The organism is Acidobacteriota bacterium, from assembly GCA_009861545.1.
Lineage (GTDB): Bacteria > Acidobacteriota > Vicinamibacteria > Vicinamibacterales > UBA8438 > WTFV01.
In genome coordinates this window covers 1,411-21,550 of record VXME01000110.1, presented here as the reverse complement: position 1 = coordinate 21,550, position 20,140 = coordinate 1,411, and the positions used below count along the sequence as shown (strand labels likewise).

Genomic DNA, 20,140 nt, shown 5'->3' with positions numbered 1-20,140 from the left:
GGCTTCGTGGCGAATGACTATTCGTCGCCGGCCGGCCGACCTTCGCCCGGGACCGGGATCTCGATACGGGTCGCGCTGCCCCACAGGCGTTCCAGGTCGTAGATCTCCCGCGTGTCCCGCGTGAAGATGTGGACGATCACGTCGAAGCAGTCCATCAGCACCCACTCGGCGTGGTCGTACCCCTCCACGTGGGTCGGCCGCGCATCGACCGCGCGCAGCCGCTGGCCGACCGCATCGGCAATGGCCTGTACCTGCCGCGTGCTGCGCCCGGAGCAGACCACGAAGTAGTCGGTGAAGGCGCCGCTGCGGCGCAGATCCAGCACGACGACGTCGAGCGCCTTCTTGTCCTCCATCGCGTCGATGATCTGCGGGAGAGGCTCCGGGAGATCGAGCACGTTGGTAGTCATGCAAACAACCGGCCACGCGGGGTGGCGTCGTAGAGTCGATGCCGGGAGATGTAGGCGGCGACGACGTCCGGCAGCAGGTCGCCGGTCGGCTCCGAGGCAGCCAGGCGGCGCCGGATGGTCGAGGACGACACGTCGCGGGTCTCCGCATCGACGAGCCAGATCGACGTGGAGCCGGCTTCGGCTCCGGCGTCGGAGCGGGCCGCGGGACGCCGCATCCGAGCGGCCAGCGCCGGCAGCCGGCCGCGCAGATCCGCCAGGGGCCTTCCGGCTCGCGCGACGACGGCGAAGTGGCTGCGACCCAGTATCCCCGGGAAGTCGTGCCAGTGTGCGATTTCTGCGAACGCGTCGCTGCCGAGGATGAAGAAGAGTTGCGAGGGCGCGTACCCGACCCGTGCGAGCTGCTGCAGCGTCAGCGACGTGTACGACGGCTCGGTCGACCGCAGCTCCAGGTCGCTGACGCGCAGACCCGGGTGCTCGGCCGCCGCGAGCGCCGCCATCGCGAAGCGGTGGTATCCCGAGGTGCGGGTCGGCGAGGCCTTGTGCGGCGGCACGCGTGAAGGCACCAGCACCACCTCGGCGAGCGCGAGGGACCGCCGCGCGGCGTCCGCGGCGTCGAGATGGCCGTAGTGCACCGGGTCGAACGTGCCGCCGAGCAAGCCGATGCGGGACCCGCCGCTCGTCACGCCGTCTCCTGCGGCGGTCGACCGGGTTCATCGGCCGAGCGCTCTCGCACCGCCGCCCACATGGCCTCGAGGAGAGCCGGCAGTCCGTGTCCGGTCACCGCCGAGACGGTGTAGAGAGGCACCGAGCGCGCCGCGAGGTGCCGCCGCAGGCCCTCGAGGCGCTCGGGCTCGTCGACGGCGTCCATCTTGTTGGCGGCGGCGATCTGCGGCTTGCCCGACAGCCCGGCGACGGCGCCGGCCGGCAGTCCGTCAGCCCCTCGAAAACGGGCCAGCTCGGCGCAGATCGTGTCGAAGTCGCTCACCGGGTTGCGCCCGCTGGCCGACGACACGTCGACCACGTGGACCAGGACCTTCGTGCGCTCCAGGTGACTCAGGAAGCGATGGCCCAGGCCGTGCCCCTCGTGGGCGCCGGCGATGAGCCCCGGCACGTCCGCGAGCACGAAGCTGCGCTCGTCGTCGAGGCGGACGACGCCCAGGTTGGGAGACAGCGTCGTGAACGGGTAGTCCGCGATCTTCGGGCGCGCCGCCGACACCCGGGCGATCAGCGTCGACTTGCCGGCGTTGGGGTAGCCGACGAGGCCGACGTCGGCCAGCAGCTTGAGTCGCAACCGGAAGGTACGGGTCTCGCCGGGGTGTCCCGGTTCGAAGCGCCGCGGCGCGCGGTTGGTCGACGTGGTGAAACGCCGGTTGCCGCGCCCGCCGTCACCGCCCCGCGCGGCCAGCCAGGACTGCCCGTTCTCGGCCAGGTCGGCCAGCTTCTCGAGGCCTTCGTCATGGTCCGCCCCGTAGACCACGGTGCCGACCGGCACGTCCAGGTACAGGTCGCGGCCCGCGCGACCGGTGCGGTTCGCGCCTTCGCCGTGGCCGCCGCGCTTGGCGCGGCAGAGCGGATGGTAGGTGAATTTGACCAGCGTGTTCAGGTGCGTGGTGGCTCGCAGGTAGACGGAACCGCCGCGACCCCCGTCGCCGCCGTCGGGTCCGCCCCGCGGCACGAACTTCTCGCGGCGGAAGCTGACGCACCCGTTGCCGCCGTCTCCGGCCGCCACATGCAGGTCGACTTCGTCGACGAACATACGGGCTGGCTGATGGTTGGAAGAACGGTCAGCGGGCCGCCCCTGCCGCCCTATCCCTCGAGCGGCAGGACACTGATGGTGCGGCCCCTCGATCCGTGATCCTCGAAGCGGACCCGTCCCGCCGCGGTGGCGAACAACGTATCGTCCTTGCCGAGGCCGACGTTGAGGCCGGGTCGGAACCGCCGTCCCCGTTGGCGCACGAGGATGGCGCCTCCCGGCACGAGATTGCCGTCGAAACGCTTGACGCCGAGACGCTGCGCCTGACTGTCGCGTCCGTTGCGCGAGCTGCCCTGGCCCTTCTTGTGTGCCATGGTTGCCTCTGAATCTACACGCCGTTGATGCCGGTTATGCGCACCCGGGTCAGCGCGGTCCGGTGCCCGAGGGTCCGGCGCCACGCCTTCCGCCGCCGCTTCCGGAACACCCGAATCTTCGGTCCCCGGTCCAGAGCGTCCACCACCCCGGTCACCGTGGCGCTGGGGACGTACGGCGCGCCGGCCGCGAAGCCTCCGTCGCCGGCTACGAACAGAACGCGATCGAAAACGACCTCGTCCCCGACCTCCTTGTGCAGACGGTCGACGGTCACGAGCGCGTTCTCCTCGACGCGCACCTGCCGGCCGCCGCTCTCGATAATCGCGAACACGTTCGACCCCTTCCGAGTCCCCGCGCGTACCTCCGCGGGTGAATCCCCCACCGTACCGGAAACGTGCGATCGTAATACCGGCGCCGCCGGCTGTAAAGCCATGCAGGACGCCGCACCGGGACCGGACCGCGCTACTTGAGCATGATGCGCGTGCCGCGCACGCTCTGGTCGGCGAGCGCCCCGAGGAACGACGGCAGCAGGCGGTCCATCAACTCGAAGTACGAGGACAGCGCCGGCGTGTTGTGGGAGATGTCGTACAGCACCTCCTCGCGGTGGCGCTCGGTATAGAGCGTGATCCCGCTCCGGCCGTCGATGAAGATGAAGGTCGGGCTGAGCACGAAGCCGGAGCGGTCGCGGTACGCCCGTACCGGTCTCACCATGCGGCGGCCGAACTCGTCGTAGATCTCGCGCTCGCGGGTGACCATGCCCGACCGCTGGTGCGGCGTGAAGTGGACCGTGCCGGTGACGATGAGCGGATTCTGGTGCTCCTCGCCGAGCTGACGCCAGTAGCTCACGTTGGCGAAGATGTGCTCGAAGGCTTCCAGATCCTCCTCGCTGAGGTCGCCGCGTTCCTTCGTGTCCAGCCCGCCGTCGCCGTTCGCGGCGTCCGGGTCGCCGCCGTTGCCGTTGCCGTTCTCGCCGTAGTCCCCGTTCTGCCTGTCGGCGATGTCCAGCAGGTCCAGGACCTCGGCGTCGATGACCTCGAGCCGGGACTCCGCGCGAAGCTGGCTCCGCAGCAGCCGCGCGGTCTCGAGGTTGGTGTCGACGTCCTCGGTGCCGCCCGCCACGAAGCCGGCGACGAGAATGCGCTGGAAGCGTCCCACGTCCAGCTTCGGCTGCAACGGGGTCTCGATCGGCACCTCGTAGTAGCTCGAGCAGGCCGCCCCGCCCAGCAGCAGGAGTGCGCTAACGGTCGCCTTGAAGAACGCGGTCATGGATTTCCCTGAAAAGATCGTAGTTCTGCTGGATGTTGAGGTTGTCCGGCTCGAGATCGAGAGCGGTCTCGTAGGCTTCGAGCGCCTCGTCGAACATCCCCTTCTGCTCGTACGCGATGCCGAGGTTGTTCCAGGCGGCCGCGTAGTCGGGATCGATCTCCGTGGCCCGCTTCCAGCGGTACTCGGCCTCGTCCCACAATCCCGCCTGCGCGACGGAGATTCCGAACTCCACCTGCGCCACCGCGTCGTCGCGGGAGTCGGGAGCGGCCGTGGCCGGCGCGATCGAGGCGACCAGCGTAACGACCAGGATGATGGCGGTTCTGCCCGGCAACGTGTCGCTCCGATGAGAGATGCTTCTCATACCGAATATAGCCACGTCGCGCCGCCCGGCGCAAGTCCTCATCGATCTCGCTGCCGCCTGGTTCGATTCTTGCTTCCGGATGTCGTGGTGACGGCAAGGGAAACTCTCGTCGAAGATGTCGCGCTGTCTCTGTTCCTGGTTCGGAGGCGATTGCGCCGCGCGCTGCTCGAGCCGCCTGCGGGCGGGGGCGACGACCAGCGGCGGGATGTCGACCCGCAAAGGGCGGCGGCCCGCTTTCGCGACCTGCCGGCGCACCTCCGCGAGGATGGCCGTCGCTGCCGGGCGCGCGCCCGCCGGCTGCTGGACGCCGCCGCCGACGGCGGTATCGACCCGGTCGGCTGGTCCGACTCCCGCTATCCCCGCCAGCTCCTGACGCTGGACGACCCGCCCCCGGTGGTCTGGCTGAGAGGGCACGCAGGCGTGCTCGCCAGGCCCGCGGTGGCGATCGTCGGCTCGCGCGCCGCCTCGCCGTACGCCGTCGCCGTCGCGGAGCGACTGGCGTCCGAGCTGGGCGGCTGCGGTATCGTGGTGGTGAGCGGGTGCGCGCGCGGCGTGGATGCGGCGGCGCACCGGGGGGTGCTCGCCGGCGAAGGGGCCACGATCGCCGTCCTCGGCTCGGGAGTCGATGTCGTCTATCCCGCCGAGCACGCGGAGCTCGCGGCGTCGATCGCGCGTGCGGGTGCGGTGCTGAGCGAGTTCCCGCCGGGCATGCCGCCGCTCCGCCATCACTTTCCCCGGCGGAATCGTCTGATCAGCGGACTCGCGCGGGGCGTGGTGGTCGTCGAGGCCGGCGCCCGCAGCGGCTCGCTCATCACCGCGCGCTGCGCGGCGGAGCAGGGTCGGGAGGTGATGGCCGTGCCCGGCAACGTTCTCAGCGGGCGCAGTGCCGGGGGGCATGCCCTGATCCGCGACGGGGCCGCGATCGTGGAAACGGCGGGCGATGTCCTCGAGGCTATCGGTGTCGGCGCGCCCGGCGGGACGCCGGACCCGGCCGCCGCCGGTGTGCAGCGGACGGCGCGGGAGGCGGAGGATCCCCTGTTGCGCCACATGGACCCCGGCGAGATCTGCGCTGTCGACGACCTGATCGAGTGGAGCGGCCTCGACAGTGCGACGGTTCTGTTGCGTCTGACGGAGCTGGAAATCGCGGGACTCGTCGCCCGTGCCGGACCCGGTCGATTCGTTCGGTCGCGCTTGGGGATGCTAACGTAATGCCCGGTCGACGGCGGTTCGAGCCTCGACCTCAACAGGAGGACCATGGCCCGATCCCTGGTTATCGTCGAGTCGCCGGCAAAAGCCCGCACCATCAATCGCTACCTGGGCAATGACTTCCTGGTCAAGTCGAGCGTAGGCCATATCCGCGACCTGCCCGCGGGCGGCAAGGGCAGGCAGTCGGGCGGACGCGGCAAGCAGGCCGCCGGCGGTCGGAAGGGGACGCGGGGGCGCGCCGCCGACCCGCAGGTGCGGGCGCGGCGGCAGCTCGTACAGCGCATGGGCGTCGATCCGGACCGGGGCTGGCGGGCGACCTACGAGGTCGTGCCCGGCAAGGAGAAGGTCGTCGGCGAGCTCAAGAAGCTGGCGGGGGCGTCCGGACAGGTCTTTCTCGCCACCGACCTCGACCGCGAGGGGGAAGCCATCGCCTGGCACTTGAAGGAAGTGATCGGGGGGGACCCGGCGCGTTTCCGGCGCGTGGTGTTCAACGAGATTACGCGGCGGGCCATTCAGGACGCCTTCGAGAATCCCGGCGAGATCGACCAGAACCGGGTGAACGCGCAGCAGGCGCGGCGGTTCCTCGACCGGGTGGTGGGCTTCGAGGTGTCGCCGCTGCTCTGGGCCAAGGTGGCCCGCGGGCTGTCCGCCGGCCGCGTGCAGTCGGTGGCGGTGCGGCTCGTCGTGGAGCGCGAGCGCGAGATCCGCGCCTTCGAGCCGGAGGAGTACTGGGAGGTCTTCGCCGACCTGACGCGGGACGGAGGCGAGGATCCCTGCCGTTTCCAGGTCGTCAGGTCCGACGGCAAGGCCTTCCGGCCGCGCAACAAGAACGAGGCGGACGATGCGCTGGCCCGCCTGCGCAGGGAAGCGTTCACGGTCGCGCGGGTGGAGAGCAGACCGACCACGACGCGGCCGGGCGCGCCCTTCATCACCTCGACGCTCCAGCAGGCGGCGTCGACCCGCCTCGGCTTCGGCGTGCGCAAGACGATGACGCTGGCGCAGCGGCTGTACGAGGGCGGCCACATCACCTACATGCGCACCGACTCCACCAACCTCTCGCGGGAGGCGGTGGCCGGCGTGCGGGCCCATATCGAGGCCGCGTTCGGCGCGCGCTATCTGCCGAAGACGCCCAACGCCTACGCCAGCAAGGCCGGCGCGCAGGAGGCGCACGAGGCGATCCGGCCGACGGACGTGGCCGCGCAGCCCGAGACGCTGGCCGTCGCGGATGCCGACGCCCGCCGTCTCTACGACCTGGTTCGGCGTCAGTTCATCGCCTGCCAGATGACCGCGGCGGAATACATGAGCACCACCGTGACGGTCGCGGCGGGGGACTTCGAGCTGCGCGTCCGGGGACGCGTGCTCCGGTTCGACGGATTCACCCGCGTGCTGCCGCCCGCGTCGCGCAAGGGCGACCTGGCGGACGTGCCGGGCTACGAGCAGGGTGAGGGGCTTGCGTGCGCCAAGCTCGAATCGGCGCAGCACTTCACCAAGCCGCCGCCGCGGTACAGCGAAGCGAGTCTCGTCCGCGAGCTGGAGAAGCGCGGCATCGGACGGCCGTCGACCTATGCCTCGATCATCTCCACGATTCAGGATCGGGGCTACGTCACGCTGAACAAGCGGCGCTTCTACGCGGAGAAGATCGGCGAGATCGTGACCGATCGCCTGGTCGAGAGCTTCGCCGATCTGCTGGACTACTCGTTCACCGCCGGCATGGAGCAGGACCTCGATCAGATCGCTTCGGGCGACCGGCAATGGCTCAACGTGCTCGACACGTTCTACGGCGGCTTCTCACGGAAGCTCGCGGCTGCCGCCCGGCCCGACGGCATGCGCCCCAACGCACCGACGGAAACCCGGGTTGCCTGCGCCACATGCGACCGCCCGATGCAGATCCGGTCCGCCAGCACCGGCGTCTTTCTCGGCTGCTCGGGGTACTCGCTGCCGCCGAAGGAGCGTTGCACGCAGACCGTCGATCTCACTCCTGCGGACGAGGCCGCCGATGCGGACCGGGACGACGAGGGAGAGAGCCGGGCGTTGCGGGCCAAGCGCCGCTGTCCTCTCTGCGGCACCGCGATGGACAGCTACCTCGTCGACGCGCGGCGGAAGCTCCATGTCTGCGGCAAGAACCCGCAGTGCGCCGGTTACGAGATCGAGGAGGGCGCCTTCCGCTCCGCCGCGCTCGCGGAACGGACCATCGAATGCGATCGGTGCGACGGCGAGATGCAGCTTCGCTCGGGGCGTTTCGGAAAGTTCTTCGGCTGCACCAACGCCGAGTGCAAGAACACGCGCAAGGTGCTGCGCAATGGGGAACCCGCGCCGCCGAAGGCCGATCCGGTGCCGATGCCGGAGCTCCGCTGCCGAACCGTGGACGATCACTACGTGCTGCGCGACGGCGCCGCCGGGCTGTTCCTGGCCGCCAGCGGGTTTCCCCGTTACCGGGAGACGCGCGCGCCCGCGGTGTCGGAGCTCAAGCCCCACGCGGCGGAGCTGGATCCGAAGCACCGGTACCTGCTGGAGGCTCCGGAGACCGATCCCGAGGGCCGTCCGGCCGTCGTCCGCTTCTCCCGCAAGGCGGGCGAGCAGTACGTGACGTCGGAAGAGAACGGCAAGGCGACCCGCTGGCGCGCCGTCTATCGCGACGGGCGCTGGGTCGAGCCGGAACCGTCGGCGGCGCGGCAGTCCGCGAGAAAGACCGCCAAGGCGGCGGCGCGCGGCCGCGGCCGCCGGGAAGTGGCCTGAGCGAGAGCGCCCCGAGGTTCCCATGATCCGGATCGTCGGCGGCGGCCTGGCGGGCAGCGAGGCGGCTTGGCAGGCCGCGCGCCGGGGCGTCCCCGTGTCGCTGCACGAGATGCGTCCGGTCCGCTCGACCGCGGTCCACCGGACGGACCGGCTGGCCGAGCTGGTCTGCAGCAACTCGTTCCGCGGCGACGCCCTGGAGAACGCGGTCGGGCTGCTCAAGGAGGAGATGCGGCGGCTCGGCTCGCTGGTGATGCGGGTGGGCGACGAGACCCGCGTGCCGGCCGGGGGCGCGCTGGCCGTCGACCGCGAGCGGTTCGCCGCAGGCGTCACCGCGGCGCTCGAGGCGGAGCCGCTGATCACGATCCATCGCGAGGAGGTGCGGCGGATCCCGGAGGCGTCGGCGCGCGCGCCGGTCGTCGTGGCGACGGGCCCGCTGACCTCGCCGGACCTGGCGGCCGGGCTCACCGCCCTGGTCGGTCGCGAGCAGCTCTACTTCTTCGACGCGATCAGCCCCATCGTGCTGGCCGACTCGATAGATCGCGCCCGGGTCTTCCGGGCCTCGCGCCGCGGCCGGCGGGAGCGCCACAAGGACGTTGCGGTCGGCCGCACGTGCGGCGCCGGGGGCGAGGAGGACGGCGACTACCTGAACTGCCCCATGACCGCGGCGGAGTATCACCGGTTCCACGCCGCGCTGACGACCGCGGAGCTGGCCGAGCTGCACGATTTCGACCGCACGCCGTTCTTCGAGGGCTGCCTGCCGATCGAGGTGATGGCCCACCGCGGCGTCGACACCCTGCGTTTCGGTCCGATGAAGCCGGTCGGGCTCACCGATCCGGCCACCGGACGCCAGCCCTACGCGGTGGTTCAGCTCCGGCAGGACAATCTCGCGGCGGACCACTTCAGCCTGGTCGGCTTCCAGACGCAACTGAAGTGGCCGGAGCAGCGCCGGGTGCTGCGGATGATTCCCGGTCTCGAGCAGGCCGAGTTCGTCCGGCTCGGGATGATCCACCGCAACACCTACATCAACGCGCCCTCCGTGCTGGCGCCGACCTGGCAGACCCGGGCCCGCCCCGGCCTGTTCATCGCCGGCCAGGTCTCCGGCGTCGAGGGCTACGTGGAGTCGGCCGCTTCCGGGCTCGTCGCCGGGCTGAACGCGGCCGCGCTCGCGCGCGGCGAGGAGCCGCGGGCGCCGCCGCGCACGACCGCGCTGGGCGCGCTGGCCCACTACGTCTCGCATGCCGACCCGAGCCACTATCAGCCGACCAACATCGCCTTCGGACTGATCCCGGTGGTCGCGGGCGCGCCCCGCGGGCGGCAGGCGCGGCGCCGGGCGGTGGCCGAACGCGCGCTCGCCGACCTGGCCGCGTGGCGTGCGGTCGAACCCGTCACGGCCGCACCCTGACGGCCCGCGGTCGCGCGGCCGATACCAGGGTCGATGCGCGAGCAGCTTCGACCGTTTCTCGACCACCTGCGCCTGAACCGCAACCTCTCGCGGCATACCGTGCGCGCCTACGGGAGCGACCTGTCGCAGTTCTTCGAGTTCGCGGCCGCGCACCTCGGCCGCGAGCCGCGGGTCGCCGATCTCGGCCACCGGCTCGTGCGCGATTACCTGGCCGACACCTACGAACGGCGGCAGGCGTCGTCGTCGTCCGCACGCAAGCTCGCCGCGGTGCGCACCTTCGCGCGCTACCTGCGCCGCGAGGGCCTGCTGGAGGACGATCCGGGCACGCTCCTCTCGCCGCCGAAGGTGGAGCGCCGCATGCCGGCCCACATGGCCATTGACGAGGTGGGCGCCCTACTCGCCGTTCCGGATGCGTCGACCCCGTTGGGTCTTCGGGACCGGGCGATCCTGGAGCTCTTCTACGCCTCCGGCCTGCGTCTCGGCGAGCTCGTCGGGCTGGATCTGGAGGACGTGAACTTGTCCGCCCGTATGGTCCGCGTCCTCGGCAAGGGGGGCAAGGAACGCATCGTGCCGTTCAATCCGGCGGCGGCGGCCGCGATTCGCGAGTACCTGCCGGCGCGCCGCGGCCTCGTGCGGCGCGTGCAGCCCGGAGCAGCGCCGGCGCGCGGCCCGCTGCGACGGACGGGCGACCCGCTCTTCGTCAACTACCGCGGCGGGCGCCTGTCGAGCCGCAGCGTCGCGCGCATGGTGCGGCGGTGCGTCACGCAGGTCGGCGCAAAGCGCGGCATCAGCCCGCACGCCCTGCGCCACTCCTTCGCGACCCACCTGCTGGAGCGCGGCGCCGACCTGCGCGCCATCCAGGAGCTGCTCGGCCACGCCCGGATCACCACGACGCAGCGCTACACCCATGTCAGCGCCGCACAGATCACCGAGATCTACCGCAGGACGCACCCGCGGGCGTGACGAGATCGAATCGGACCAGGACCCCGGAAGCGCCTGCCCCGGAGTGTCACGTCGTGTCGGTATCGCTACGTGTCCCGTTGGCTACCTGGGCCACGCGTTGCATAATCGCCTTGTCGACGAGGCCGCGGACCATGGCTTCCATGCCGACGTTCCGGACCCGTGCCGAGAACGCCAGCGGTCCGAGTGAGGCGAACAGCTTGCCGACGAGCTCGTCGGCAAAGCTGCTCGACACGAGCGGCACTGCCGTCCAGTCGAGCACCAAGGGCTTGTCGGGTTCGGCATTCAGGAGATTCAGGCACTTGGTACGCAGTTGTCGACCTGCCGGTCGGGAGCCGAAGCCTGTTGACTCTTCACGCAGTCTCAAGACGACGGCATCGCCGCTCTCGGTCTCGTAGCGCAGTTCGATCACGTCGGTCGGTTGATGCGGTTCACCCGAGAAGCCGAGCGCTTCGGAAAGATGGAACTGTGCGTCGAGCCCAAGTTCCGCGTACACAACGGTGCCCTGAAACCGCTGGGCTTCCTTGCGCCTGTAGATCTTCGCTTCTGCCTGGGGGGGCGGTTGATCGCCGGTCCGGTCCGCCCGCATGACGATCTGGGCCCGTCCCGACGTGATCTCGAACGAACCCTCCGACATCGCTGCGATTCTCAAAGCGCCCGCGATACCGTTGCCCTGTCCGGCGTCAGGGTCTCGTGTGATGCCGACCTTCATCGCCTCACCGATGGCTTGCGCATCCGTTCGCAATTCGGGATGTCCTTCGCGGAGGGACGACAGGATGCCGCGTCCCGAATCGGCGACTCCGAAAGCTATCTTGCGGGCATCCGTGAACGTGCTGACCTGAACGACGCCACCCTCTGCGCACTCGGCATGGTTGAGCACGTTGTCCGTGATTTCGTTGATCGACCATTCGAGGCCGGCGATGACGTCGCGTTCCAGCGTCATGTTGCGCATCACGACGTCCATGAAGTCGTTTACCAGCTTCTGCTGCTGGTCGAAGTCCCTGAAACGCTGGGTGGCGAGATGCCGATCATGGACCGCATCGCTCTTGGAAAAACGCGCAGGTTCCAGGTAGTGAGCCCAGTTCGTGTTGACGAACAGGCGGGCGAGATCTTCCTTGTCGGGAAGCTCTACGGACACGTCGACCTTCTCGCGTCGCAAGGTGTCCGCGCTCGTGATAAGCGGGATCATGCCTATGGGGAACGCCGACTCGCAGGTCGAGAAATCCAGCACGACTGCGTCGTACCCGCGCTTCTGGCACTGGCGAACGCAGGACATGAATTGGCTATGGGCGAGAGCATTGACCCGGCCGACGAAACAGATGCGATTCTTCTTGCGCACGACAACCCGGCGTTGCGGCTTGGGGCGCCCCTGCGCCGCGGCGCGTCGTGCGTGGTCGAGCATGGCGGGGGGCATCTGTGATTCCCGTTCGACCGAGTCGATCCGAGGCCCGGGTCGCACCGATACCTCTCAGTGCCCGACGCTTTCAAGTATGCGGCCGGAACGCGGTTGGCTGCAATCCAGGCGACCCGGCGAGGGGTGCTCGTTCTCGGGGCTGAAGGATCAGGATGCGGCGGTCTGCTCGGCGGCCTCCTGCTCCAGCGCCTCCCACTGGTTCATCAGGTCGCCGACCTCCCACATCAGCTTCTGATGACGCTTGACCGCCTCGTCGGCCGAGGCCTGGTCCGTGAAGAAGCCGGGGGCCGCCATCTCCGCTTCCAGCTTGCGAACCGCCTCTTCCCGCTCCGCGATGCGCCTCTCCAGGTCGGCGATGCGCCTGCGCAGCCCGTCCAGCTTGCGCTGTTGCCGGCGCGCCTCCACCTGCCGCCGCTTGTGCTCGGCGGCGCCGCGCGGGGGCGGCGTCCTCGGCGGCGCCGCCGTTTCGGAGGCCGGCGCCGGTCCGGAGCGGTCCAGCCGGGGCGCCCTTGCCCGTTTCCCGGCTGCGTGGCCGTCCGGGTGGGTCGAGCCCGCGGCCCGGGCCCGCCCCGGCGATTGCTTCGACGTCGCCGTCGCGCCGGGGTCCTGTCCGGGTCGGCTGCGCCGTTCCGCCGCAGCGCGGCTCGGCCGGCCTGCGCCGCCTGCCGAACGCACGCCCTCGCTGCCGGTCGCGCCGCCGCCGGGCGTTCGCGGGGGCGGCGTCCGGCCATCCGACGCCTGCTCCCGGCTCCAGCGGAACTCCTCGTAGTTGCCCGGGTACAGCGCCGCCTCGCCATGCCCGATGTCGATGATCTTCGTCGCCAGCCGGTCGACGAAGTAGCGGTCGTGCGAGACGAAGATCAGCGTGCCGCCGTAGTCGGTCAGCGCGTCGAGCAGCACGTCGGTCGAGTCGATGTCGAGGTGGTTGGTCGGCTCGTCCAGGATCAGCGTGTTCGAGGGGCGCAGCAGCATCCGCGCCACCGCCAGCCGCGTGCGCTCGCCGCCCGAGAGCACCTTGACCCGCTTGTAGACGTCATCCTCGGTGAACAGGAAGCCGCCCAGGATGTTGCGGATCGCGGGCACCATGTCGACCGGCGAGCCCGATGCCAGCGTCTCGTAGACGGTGAGCGACCCGTCCAGGCGCGTTGCTTCGTCCTGGGCGAAGTACTGCGTGATGACGCGGTAGCCCTCGATCCGCTCGCCGCGGTCGGGCGCCTCCACGCCGGACAGCATGCGCATGAGGGTCGACTTGCCGGCGCCGTTCGGGCCGACCAGCGCCACGCGGTCGCCGCGCTCGATGTGGACGCCGGCGCGCTCGAACACCCGCACGTCGCCGTACGCCTTCGCGACGTCACGCAATTCAACAACCGTCCTGCCGCTCTTCGCGCTGGCCGGGAACTTGAAGTGCACGCGCTTGCGCGCCGCCGGCACCTCGATCGGGGTGATCTTCTCGAGCATCTTGACGCGGCTCTGGACCTGCTTGGCCTTGGTCGCCTTGTAGCGGAAGCGGTCGATGAACAGCCGCATCCGGGCGACCTCCTCGTCCTGTCGCTTCTTCGCCTCGCGCAGGCGGGCGATGCGGGCCTCCCGCTCGGTCAGGTAGGCGCTGTAGGTGCCGCGGAACTCGGTCAGCGTGCGCAGGCCGACCTCGGCGATCTCGGTCACCACGCTGTCGAGGAAATAGCGGTCGTGCGAGACCAGCACCACGGCGTCGGGGTAGTCGACCAGGAACTCCTCGAGCCAGTTGCGCGCCTCGAGATCGAGGTGGTTGGTCGGCTCGTCGAGCAGCAGCAGGCGGGGGCGGCGCAACAGCAGCTTGGCCAGCGCGATGCGCATCTGCCAGCCGCCGGAAAACGTCTCGGTGGGCTTCTCGAAATCGGTTCCTTCGAAGCCGAGACCGCGCAGCACGGCGTCCACCTTCGCCTCGATGCCGTAGCCGTCCCGGTCCTGGAAGGCGGTCTGGACCTCGCTGTAGCGGGTGAGTGCGGCGTCGTGCTCCGTCGCCGAGCGGCTCGTGTCGCCGAGTCGGATCTCCAGGTCGCGCAGCTCCGCCTGCAGCGCGAGCAGCGGCTCGAAGGCACGGCTCGTCTCGTCATAGAGCGTCCGGCCGGCATGGGTCAGCCCGTCCTGCGGCAGGTAGCCGACGGTCAGGCCGTTCGGCCGGGCGATCTCGCCGGCGTCGGCTTCGACCTCGCCGGACAGCATCTTGAGCAGCGTCGTCTTGCCGGCGCCGTTCGGGCCGCACAGGCCGACCCGCTGGCCGGGCTGGAGCTGCCACGAGACCTTGTCGAACAGCACCCGGTCGCCGAACGCCTTGTGGAGGTTGGAGATGTGGAGCATCGGACTCGGGTGCGACTGTCGCTGCCAAAGGATACAGGGAGCGAAGGTGGAGACCGTACTGACACGCGTGACAAGTTGGCTACAATTCCTGCTTGGTTTCCGATATTTCCGGTCAATTCTCGATGCCTGCCGTGTCATCACCGCCGCCGTCCACGGAGTCCGGAACCCCAGGCCCGCCAGACGATACGTCGTCGGTGCGTCTCCTCGACCGCGCGATCCGGGGCGACCCATTGGCGCGCGAAGCGTTGTTCGCGCGGTATCTGCCCTGGCTTCGGCGCTGGGCGCGGGGACGTCTGCCGCGCTGGACGCGCGGCGTCGTCGATACGAGCGACGTGGTCCAGGATGCGTTGCGCCGTACAGTCACTCGGCTCGGCAGCTTCGAGCCGCGGGGGGACGGCGCCCTCCGGGCGTATCTGCGAAACGCGGTCGAGAACCGGATCCGCGACGAGATGCGCCAGGTTGCGCGGCGTCCCGCCATGGATGTTCTGGATGAAGGGCAGCCACTCGCCGGCAACGAGCGTTCTCCGCTGGAGACGGCCATCCACGCAGAGGCGTGGGATCGCTATCGGTCGGCCCTGAAGCACCTGCCGCGGCGTGACCAGCGGCTGATCGTCGGGCGGCTGGAACTGGGCTACTCCTTCGGGCAGCTCGCCGCCGTCGACGGCAGGGCCGGCCCCGACGGAGCGCGGATGGCGCTCAAGCGGGCGCTGGTGCGGCTGGCGGCGGCAATGGGCGACGACGACGCGAGGAGTGGGTGATGGCCGGCGACGGCGTCCTGCTGGACGTGGCGGACGCCGTCGCGTCCAGGCAGCAGGTCGATTGGGATCGGGCGCGCGGCGCGGCGCCGCGCGATCAACGGCAATCACTCGACAACCTGCGCGCGCTGTCGGAGATGGTCGCGTCCGTCGGCGCCGGGACGCCAAGCGGTCCCGACACCGCTCGCTCCAGCGATCCACCCGGAACGCCTTTCGTGCGTATCGCACTTGGTGCCCTCGTCGTCGTAGCGGCGGTGCAGGTCGCGGCCGGGTTGGTGAGAATCACCTGGTCGTGGGAGCAGCGATGGGGGCTGCAGTTCGCCGAGCCGCGAATGCTGGCGCTCGTTTCCCTGTCGGCCTGCGCGGCGCTCCTGCTCATCGGTGGTCGCCGCGACCATCGGGCGCGCCTGCTGGGCGTCGTGTTCGCGCTGGGCGCCTCGTCGTTCTCATCCTCGTTCTCATGGCCGCTGGTTGCGCCAACTGCCACCCCCGTTGACCCATGGATTCTCCCCGAGGTCTTTCAGCCGGCGCTCATGTGGGCGTTCGCCAGGGAGTTTCCGCGGGTCCATCGACGCACTTGGATCGACGATCTGGCGCGGCGAATGGTGCCCCTCTGCGCCTGGGTCGGCGGCGGGCTCTGGATCGCGCACCTGCTCTTCCTCCCGGAGGGACGGCTACCGTTCCTGCACCGAGACGGCGACGTCTATTGGCTGATCCTGTCGGTCCTCACGCTGGCAGCGGTCTCCGCCATCGCATTGCGTGCGCGCGATGCAACGGCCCGGGAGTCGAGGCGGGTCGCACTGCTGATCGGCGGAATCGTGGTCGGGCTCGCGCCGATTCTTCTCGACATAACCATCGAACTGCTCTGGCCGGCAGCGCGCCGGTTCGGGGAAGAACACCTGCACGCGATTTCCGTCGTCGTGTTCACGTTCCTCCTCTCGACGCCATGCTCGATGACGTACGCCGTCCTTGGCGAGCATGCTCTGGATGTACGCACGGTGGTGCGGGCCTCGTACCGGCGTCTGCTCACGCGCCGCTTGCTCGCGGCGCTGATCGCCGCGCCGATGGGAGCATTGGTTTGGCTGCTCGCGAGTCAGCCGGATCGCACGGTCGCCGACGTCATGGGCACCTCGTTCGGTCGGTTGCTCGTGGCGGCGGTCGGAGTCGCGGCGTTGGCGGCGGGCTGCCGCAAGCGCCTGCTTCTACGACTGGATGCCTGGGTCTACCCCGAGACCGCGGATCACCGGCGTCTGCTGGTTGCCGCCGGATCCGAGCTGGTGCAGGCGACGTCTGTCGCCCGGATCGGCGAGGTGCTGACCGCGTCGGTACGGCGCGGCTGCGGCGCGCCTGGAACTCTGCTGATCGCGGACGCCGCCGCCGACGCGTCCGCGCATCACTTCACGGCCCCGACCGCCGATGTGGCGCCGCTGGTTCGCACATCGGCGATCGCACACGCGTTGGAGTCGACCCGCGAACCGATCTGGGTCGAACCGGAGGGCAGGGCGTCGGTATTCTCGTTGCTGCCGGGCCGTGACGCGGAGTGGGTCGTCGCGGCTGCGGCGACGGCGATCGTGCCGGTCTTCGGTCCGGGCACGGAGCTCCTCGGCTTCGTGGCGATTGGCCGGCGGTTCGATGATGGGCGGTTGAGCTCCGTGGATCCGGACTTCCTGCAGGCGTTGGCCGCGACGGTGGGACTCGCCCTCACGCGCCTGCGTCTGGCGGATGGTCGACCGGCGCCGCCCGCCCGCGAGTGTCCGGCGTGCGGAATCGTGGCGTCGGCGGGCTCGACGAGACCGTGCGGTTGCGGCGTGGACTTCACCGCGGCGGCGGTTCCGGGGATGCTTGCGGGCAAGTTTCTCCTGGAGCGGCGCCTCGGCAGCGGCGGAATGGGCGCCGTCTACCTCGCGCGAGACCTCGGCCTTCAGCGCCACGTCGCGGTCAAGACACTGCCCGTCGGCGACGGGCCGGGACTGGTACGGCTGATGCAAGAGGCACGGGCCATGGCCGCGGTGGCGCACCCGGCAATCGCACAGATTCACGGTCTCGAAACGTGGTGTGGCCGGCCGCTGCTGGTCGTCGAGTTCCTGCGCGGCGGCACGCTCGCGGCCCGCCTCGATCGCGGACCGCTGCCCGGTGCGGAGGCGGTCGGGGTGGTCCTGGCGTTGTCCGAGGCTCTCACCGCGTTGCACGAGGCCGGCTACGTGCACGGCGACGTCAAGCCGAGCAACATCGGCTTCGCGTCCGACGGCACCCCGAAGCTGCTCGATTTCGGCCTGGCGCGCTTGACGAACGATCATGATCAGCCGGCGGGCGGCACCTTGTCGTACTCGTCGCCCGAAGTGTTGCGCGGCGAGCGGACGGGCGCAGCCGACGATGTCTGGTCGCTGTGCGTGGTGCTGTACGAGATGGCCGCCGGGCGGCGCCCGTTCGTCGGTGACGGCGCCGGTGAGGTGGCCGCCTGCATCCGACGGCAAGCGATCAGCCCGGCGGCGGTTGAGGTGACAGAGACGGGACGGGCAAGTTCCCCGAGGTCCGCGAAGTTGCTTGCGTTCGCCGTTTCCGTCCTGACGGCCGGCCGACCGGACCGCCCCGCGACGGCCCGTGGGTTCGCCGCTGCGCTGCGCGGACTCTGAGCACGTGTTCGGTTTTCCCGTGCCAGACGTTTGTGGGTATAGATGGTCCTTCCCGTCAAGGCACCCCGTGGCCGGGAAGGATGCGCTCGCCTCGAATCTCGGCACGACCGAGAGTGCGCGATAGAGATCGGACGCAAGCGTGCGCAGGTGAACCCGCGACGCGGCTCGGGGAACGCGCCGCCCTCTGGCCGAAGGAGAACCGGAGATGACCGATGGGCAGGACATCGTCGAAAGAGCATTGAACGAATGTTCGGAGGAATTCAAACGAGGCGTGCACTCTTTTCACGGGTCGTCGGACGGCTCGGATCTGATCATTGGCGAGGGGGTCGTCGAAGGACTGCAAGATCTGCTGCGAAGTTCTTTCAAGGAGCAACTCGAGCACCCGGATCCGGCAGAGAGGCGAGAGTGGGAGAAGGACAAGAAGTACGTCTTTCCAATGGCATTCTATACGGGAGCACTTGCCGCGTGCTACGTGCACAACACCCTTGGCAAGGAGGTGACGGAGCGGCTCGCCAAAGATGCGCTTCGACACGTCTCCGAGTTCTGCCAGGGTCCGGACGTAGAACCCGCGGACACTTCGGGTGACGAGCTGCGAGCGAGATGGCGCTATTGTCCGACCTGGCCCGCGGCACGCGTCACCGAAGAGGACGTGATCAGCGCAATCGAGAAGTCCGAAGTTGTGTTGCCTCCGGCGACCGATCTCAAGAGGAGCAAGAAGACGGTGACTGTCGGCTGCGTGAAGATCCCGTTGCCGTTCCTCAAGCTCGAGGTCTGCGTCGACTTGCGGTTGAACTGGTAGGAGACTCCTTCGCGGGAGCGGCTGCGGGAGCGCAGCCGCCCCCATACTCGGTTGGTCCGAGGTTCGGGATCGGGTCCCCCGGCTCTGCACGTCGATCGTGTTCGTCGTTTCGGTCTAGACGGCTGGAGCGACCTGGAATGGCATGCGCGCTCCGCTCCGATGACGCGTGCGTTCACGTACGCGCTGAGCGACTCTGATTTCGTGTTCGGTGTGCCTGAGTCGAACGTTTACACATACTGACTGGTTCTTCTGGTCGAGCAGCCCATGGTCGGGAACTCGTTTCGATCCGGTCCTGTTTCTGGGCCAGGATTGTTCGCCGAAGTCGGACTCTTGCATCGTGGACTCACAAAGGAGGTATGAGATGGCCAATGAGCAGGTCGACCTAGGCGCTGAACTCGAGAAGTTGGGAGGATGTGCCTGATGCGTTGGCGGCGGCACCTGCGGGACGCTGCAGGAGACTCCTTTCGAAGTGCCTTTCGATCCCCGTCGGCAAGCTCCCGATTCCGATACCCAGTAAGCCGCGCATCTGCGTGGATGTGAAGATCTGTTGGTGATGTGGGTCCGGAGGAGCGCCTGAAACCGGTTGTGGTGCCGGCCGCTTGGTCCGGCACGACAGCCGGACCGTTCGATGCCATTCCGCCGGAGACGGATATTGGCACCCAGCACTCCGCTTCCGGCTGCGAAATGCCCGAAGACGAGAGCCGCTACGGCGCGCACCGAGCGTTTGGTGAGAAGAACACGAATGTTCCCCTTTGGGCTGGCTGGCCCTGAAAGGAGACAGGTTGATGACGGCAAGAACGTTACTCGCGACTACCGTTGCGATGCTGGTGGTTGCGCCTTCCTTGGCGACGGCACAGCAGACGCTCGTAGGAGCTCTGGCCCTCAACTCCAGCAGCACCCGGTATGGCTGGGCCGCCAACTACGACACGGCCTCGGCCGCAACGCAAAGGGCCTTGAACGAGTGCGGCTCCGGCTGTCGGCTCGTGGCTACCTTTCGAGGATGCGGGGCACTTGCGGTGGAGTCCGGGCGTGAGGTCCGAAACGCCGCCGGCTGGTCCTTCGACTGGCCTACCCGAGGCCAGGCGGAGAATGGGGCGATGCGAGCGTGCGCCAACCGCGGTGGGCGCTCGTGCCGGATAGTCGTATCGCAGTGCAACCGCAGCAGAGGAGAATAGGGTGATGAGAAAGGCACTGTCACTTCTGTGCGCCTTGCTCTTGTTGGGCGTGCAGGTTGCTGCCCAGAACACATCATCTTCGTCGATCCTCGAACAGGCACTTGCTCAACAGGGGCAGGGAGGGGCCATCGGTGGTGGTGATGGTGACCAGAGTGGTGACGACGAAGCAAGCACCTACGATCCAACTCCAAGTGTGTCCGGTGGAGACGACGGCGCTTGGAAAGTGCTCGCCTGGTTGTTCGTAATCATCGGCGGCGGTCTTGCGTTCGCTGATTTTGAAGATATGGACCCGGATGAGAGGAGAAATACACGGATCTTGGGGTGGGCCACCATGATAGGGTTTGGCACACTCGCCGTCTTGCCAGAGGATCGCCAACAGGGCGTTGCCATCCCGGGAACAGGCTTGAAATTTCAACCCAGACGTGGTGGCGGGGCAATGACGAAAGGCATAAGTTGGTAACCGCGTGAGCCGGGCCGGGGCATCCTGTCGTATTTTCGGGGGGGGGGGGGGCCCCCCCCCCCCCCCCGCCGGGGGGGCGGGGGGTTTTAAAAAAAAACGCGCCCCCCGCCCAAAGGGCAGGGGGGGTGGGGGGGGGGGGGGGGATAAAAAAAATGGGGGGG

The 20,140-nt window shown here is 69.1% G+C and carries 17 protein-coding genes and 1 pseudogene; 9 read left to right on the top strand and 9 right to left on the bottom strand.

All coding sequences use genetic code 11. From position 1 onward, the window contains the following. Window positions 1-17: 17 nt before the first annotated feature. The 7 genes from rsfS to F4X11_17820 form a co-directional block, all read right to left on the bottom strand. The gene (rsfS, locus tag F4X11_17850) at window positions 18-407 is read right to left on the bottom strand and encodes a ribosome silencing factor (protein MYN66868.1); all 390 of its coding nucleotides are present in this window, start codon (window positions 405-407) and stop codon (window positions 18-20) included. Then, the gene (gene nadD / locus F4X11_17845; protein ID MYN66867.1) at window positions 404-1,090 is read right to left on the bottom strand and encodes a nicotinate (nicotinamide) nucleotide adenylyltransferase; all 687 of its coding nucleotides are present in this window, start codon (window positions 1,088-1,090) and stop codon (window positions 404-406) included. The genes rsfS and nadD overlap by 4 nt, the downstream gene beginning before the upstream one ends. Beyond that, the gene (obgE, locus tag F4X11_17840; GenBank protein MYN66866.1) at window positions 1,087-2,163 is read right to left on the bottom strand and encodes a GTPase ObgE; all 1,077 of its coding nucleotides are present in this window, start codon (window positions 2,161-2,163) and stop codon (window positions 1,087-1,089) included. The genes nadD and obgE overlap by 4 nt, the downstream gene beginning before the upstream one ends. A 50-nt stretch (window positions 2,164-2,213) precedes the next feature. Then, window positions 2,214-2,474, bottom strand: a complete 261-nt coding sequence (locus tag F4X11_17835) for a 50S ribosomal protein L27 (GenBank protein ID MYN66865.1) — start codon at window positions 2,472-2,474, stop codon at window positions 2,214-2,216. A gap of 14 nt (window positions 2,475-2,488) precedes the next feature. Continuing rightward, a complete protein-coding gene (gene rplU / locus F4X11_17830; protein ID MYN66864.1) occupies window positions 2,489-2,803 on the bottom strand; it encodes a 50S ribosomal protein L21 in 315 nt (104 codons plus the stop codon). Between the two features lie 131 nt (window positions 2,804-2,934). Next, the gene (locus tag F4X11_17825; GenBank protein MYN66863.1) at window positions 2,935-3,738 is read right to left on the bottom strand and encodes a hypothetical protein; all 804 of its coding nucleotides are present in this window, start codon (window positions 3,736-3,738) and stop codon (window positions 2,935-2,937) included. Further along, window positions 3,710-4,141: a tetratricopeptide repeat protein gene (locus F4X11_17820; GenBank protein ID MYN66862.1), complete on the bottom strand. Its 432-nt coding sequence runs from the start codon at window positions 4,139-4,141 to the stop codon at window positions 3,710-3,712. Before F4X11_17820 ends, F4X11_17825 begins: the two co-directional genes overlap by 29 nt. Between F4X11_17820 and dprA the strand changes: the two genes are divergently transcribed. From dprA to F4X11_17800, 4 genes are read left to right on the top strand one after another with little or no spacing between them, the layout of a single operon-like run. Continuing rightward, entirely contained in the window at window positions 4,082-5,308 is a 1,227-nt protein-coding gene (gene dprA, locus F4X11_17815) for a DNA-protecting protein DprA (protein ID MYN66861.1), read from the top strand. The two genes, F4X11_17820 and dprA, sit on opposite strands and share 60 nt — an antisense overlap. Before the next feature lie 45 nt (window positions 5,309-5,353). Continuing rightward, window positions 5,354-8,041 carry a type I DNA topoisomerase gene (topA, locus tag F4X11_17810; GenBank protein MYN66860.1) on the top strand — a complete coding sequence of 896 codons (2,688 nt, stop codon included), beginning with the start codon at window positions 5,354-5,356 and terminating at the stop codon, window positions 8,039-8,041. Between the two features lie 22 nt (window positions 8,042-8,063). Beyond that, on the top strand, window positions 8,064-9,443 hold the full coding sequence (locus F4X11_17805; GenBank protein ID MYN66859.1) for a methylenetetrahydrofolate--tRNA-(uracil(54)-C(5))-methyltransferase (FADH(2)-oxidizing) TrmFO: 1,380 nt from the start codon (window positions 8,064-8,066) through the stop codon (window positions 9,441-9,443). A gap of 33 nt (window positions 9,444-9,476) precedes the next feature. Beyond that, on the top strand, window positions 9,477-10,406 hold the full coding sequence (locus tag F4X11_17800; protein ID MYN66858.1) for a tyrosine recombinase XerC: 930 nt from the start codon (window positions 9,477-9,479) through the stop codon (window positions 10,404-10,406). A 46-nt stretch (window positions 10,407-10,452) separates the two neighbouring features. On the opposite strand, the gene F4X11_17795 is transcribed toward F4X11_17800, so the two are convergent. Together F4X11_17795 and F4X11_17790 are read right to left on the bottom strand one after the other, a co-directional pair. Continuing rightward, window positions 10,453-11,805 (bottom strand): hypothetical protein, encoded by a 1,353-nt coding sequence (locus tag F4X11_17795; protein ID MYN66857.1) that lies wholly within the window; start codon window positions 11,803-11,805, stop codon window positions 10,453-10,455. A gap of 738 nt (window positions 11,806-12,543) precedes the next feature. Further along, a pseudogene (locus tag F4X11_17790) lies at window positions 12,544-14,157 on the bottom strand (ABC-F family ATP-binding cassette domain-containing protein). 122 nt (window positions 14,158-14,279) lie between these two features. On the opposite strand from F4X11_17790, the gene F4X11_17785 reads away from it, so the two are divergent. The 5 genes from F4X11_17785 to F4X11_17765 all read left to right on the top strand — a co-directional run bounded on the left by F4X11_17785 (window position 14,280) and on the right by F4X11_17765 (window position 19,979). Then, window positions 14,280-14,915 carry a sigma-70 family RNA polymerase sigma factor gene (locus tag F4X11_17785; protein MYN66856.1) on the top strand — a complete coding sequence of 212 codons (636 nt, stop codon included), beginning with the start codon at window positions 14,280-14,282 and terminating at the stop codon, window positions 14,913-14,915. After that, complete coding sequence (locus tag F4X11_17780) at window positions 14,915-17,545, top strand: serine/threonine protein kinase (GenBank protein ID MYN66855.1); 2,631 nt, start codon at window positions 14,915-14,917, stop codon at window positions 17,543-17,545. The genes F4X11_17785 and F4X11_17780 overlap by 1 nt, the downstream gene beginning before the upstream one ends. Window positions 17,546-17,750: 205 nt before the next feature. Beyond that, on the top strand, window positions 17,751-18,344 hold the full coding sequence (locus F4X11_17775) for a hypothetical protein (protein ID MYN66854.1): 594 nt from the start codon (window positions 17,751-17,753) through the stop codon (window positions 18,342-18,344). Between the two features lie 785 nt (window positions 18,345-19,129). After that, a complete protein-coding gene (locus F4X11_17770; protein MYN66853.1) occupies window positions 19,130-19,519 on the top strand; it encodes a DUF4189 domain-containing protein in 390 nt (129 codons plus the stop codon). Between the two features lie 4 nt (window positions 19,520-19,523). Then, complete coding sequence (locus F4X11_17765) at window positions 19,524-19,979, top strand: hypothetical protein (protein ID MYN66852.1); 456 nt, start codon at window positions 19,524-19,526, stop codon at window positions 19,977-19,979. Window positions 19,980-20,140: the final 161 nt, after the last annotated feature.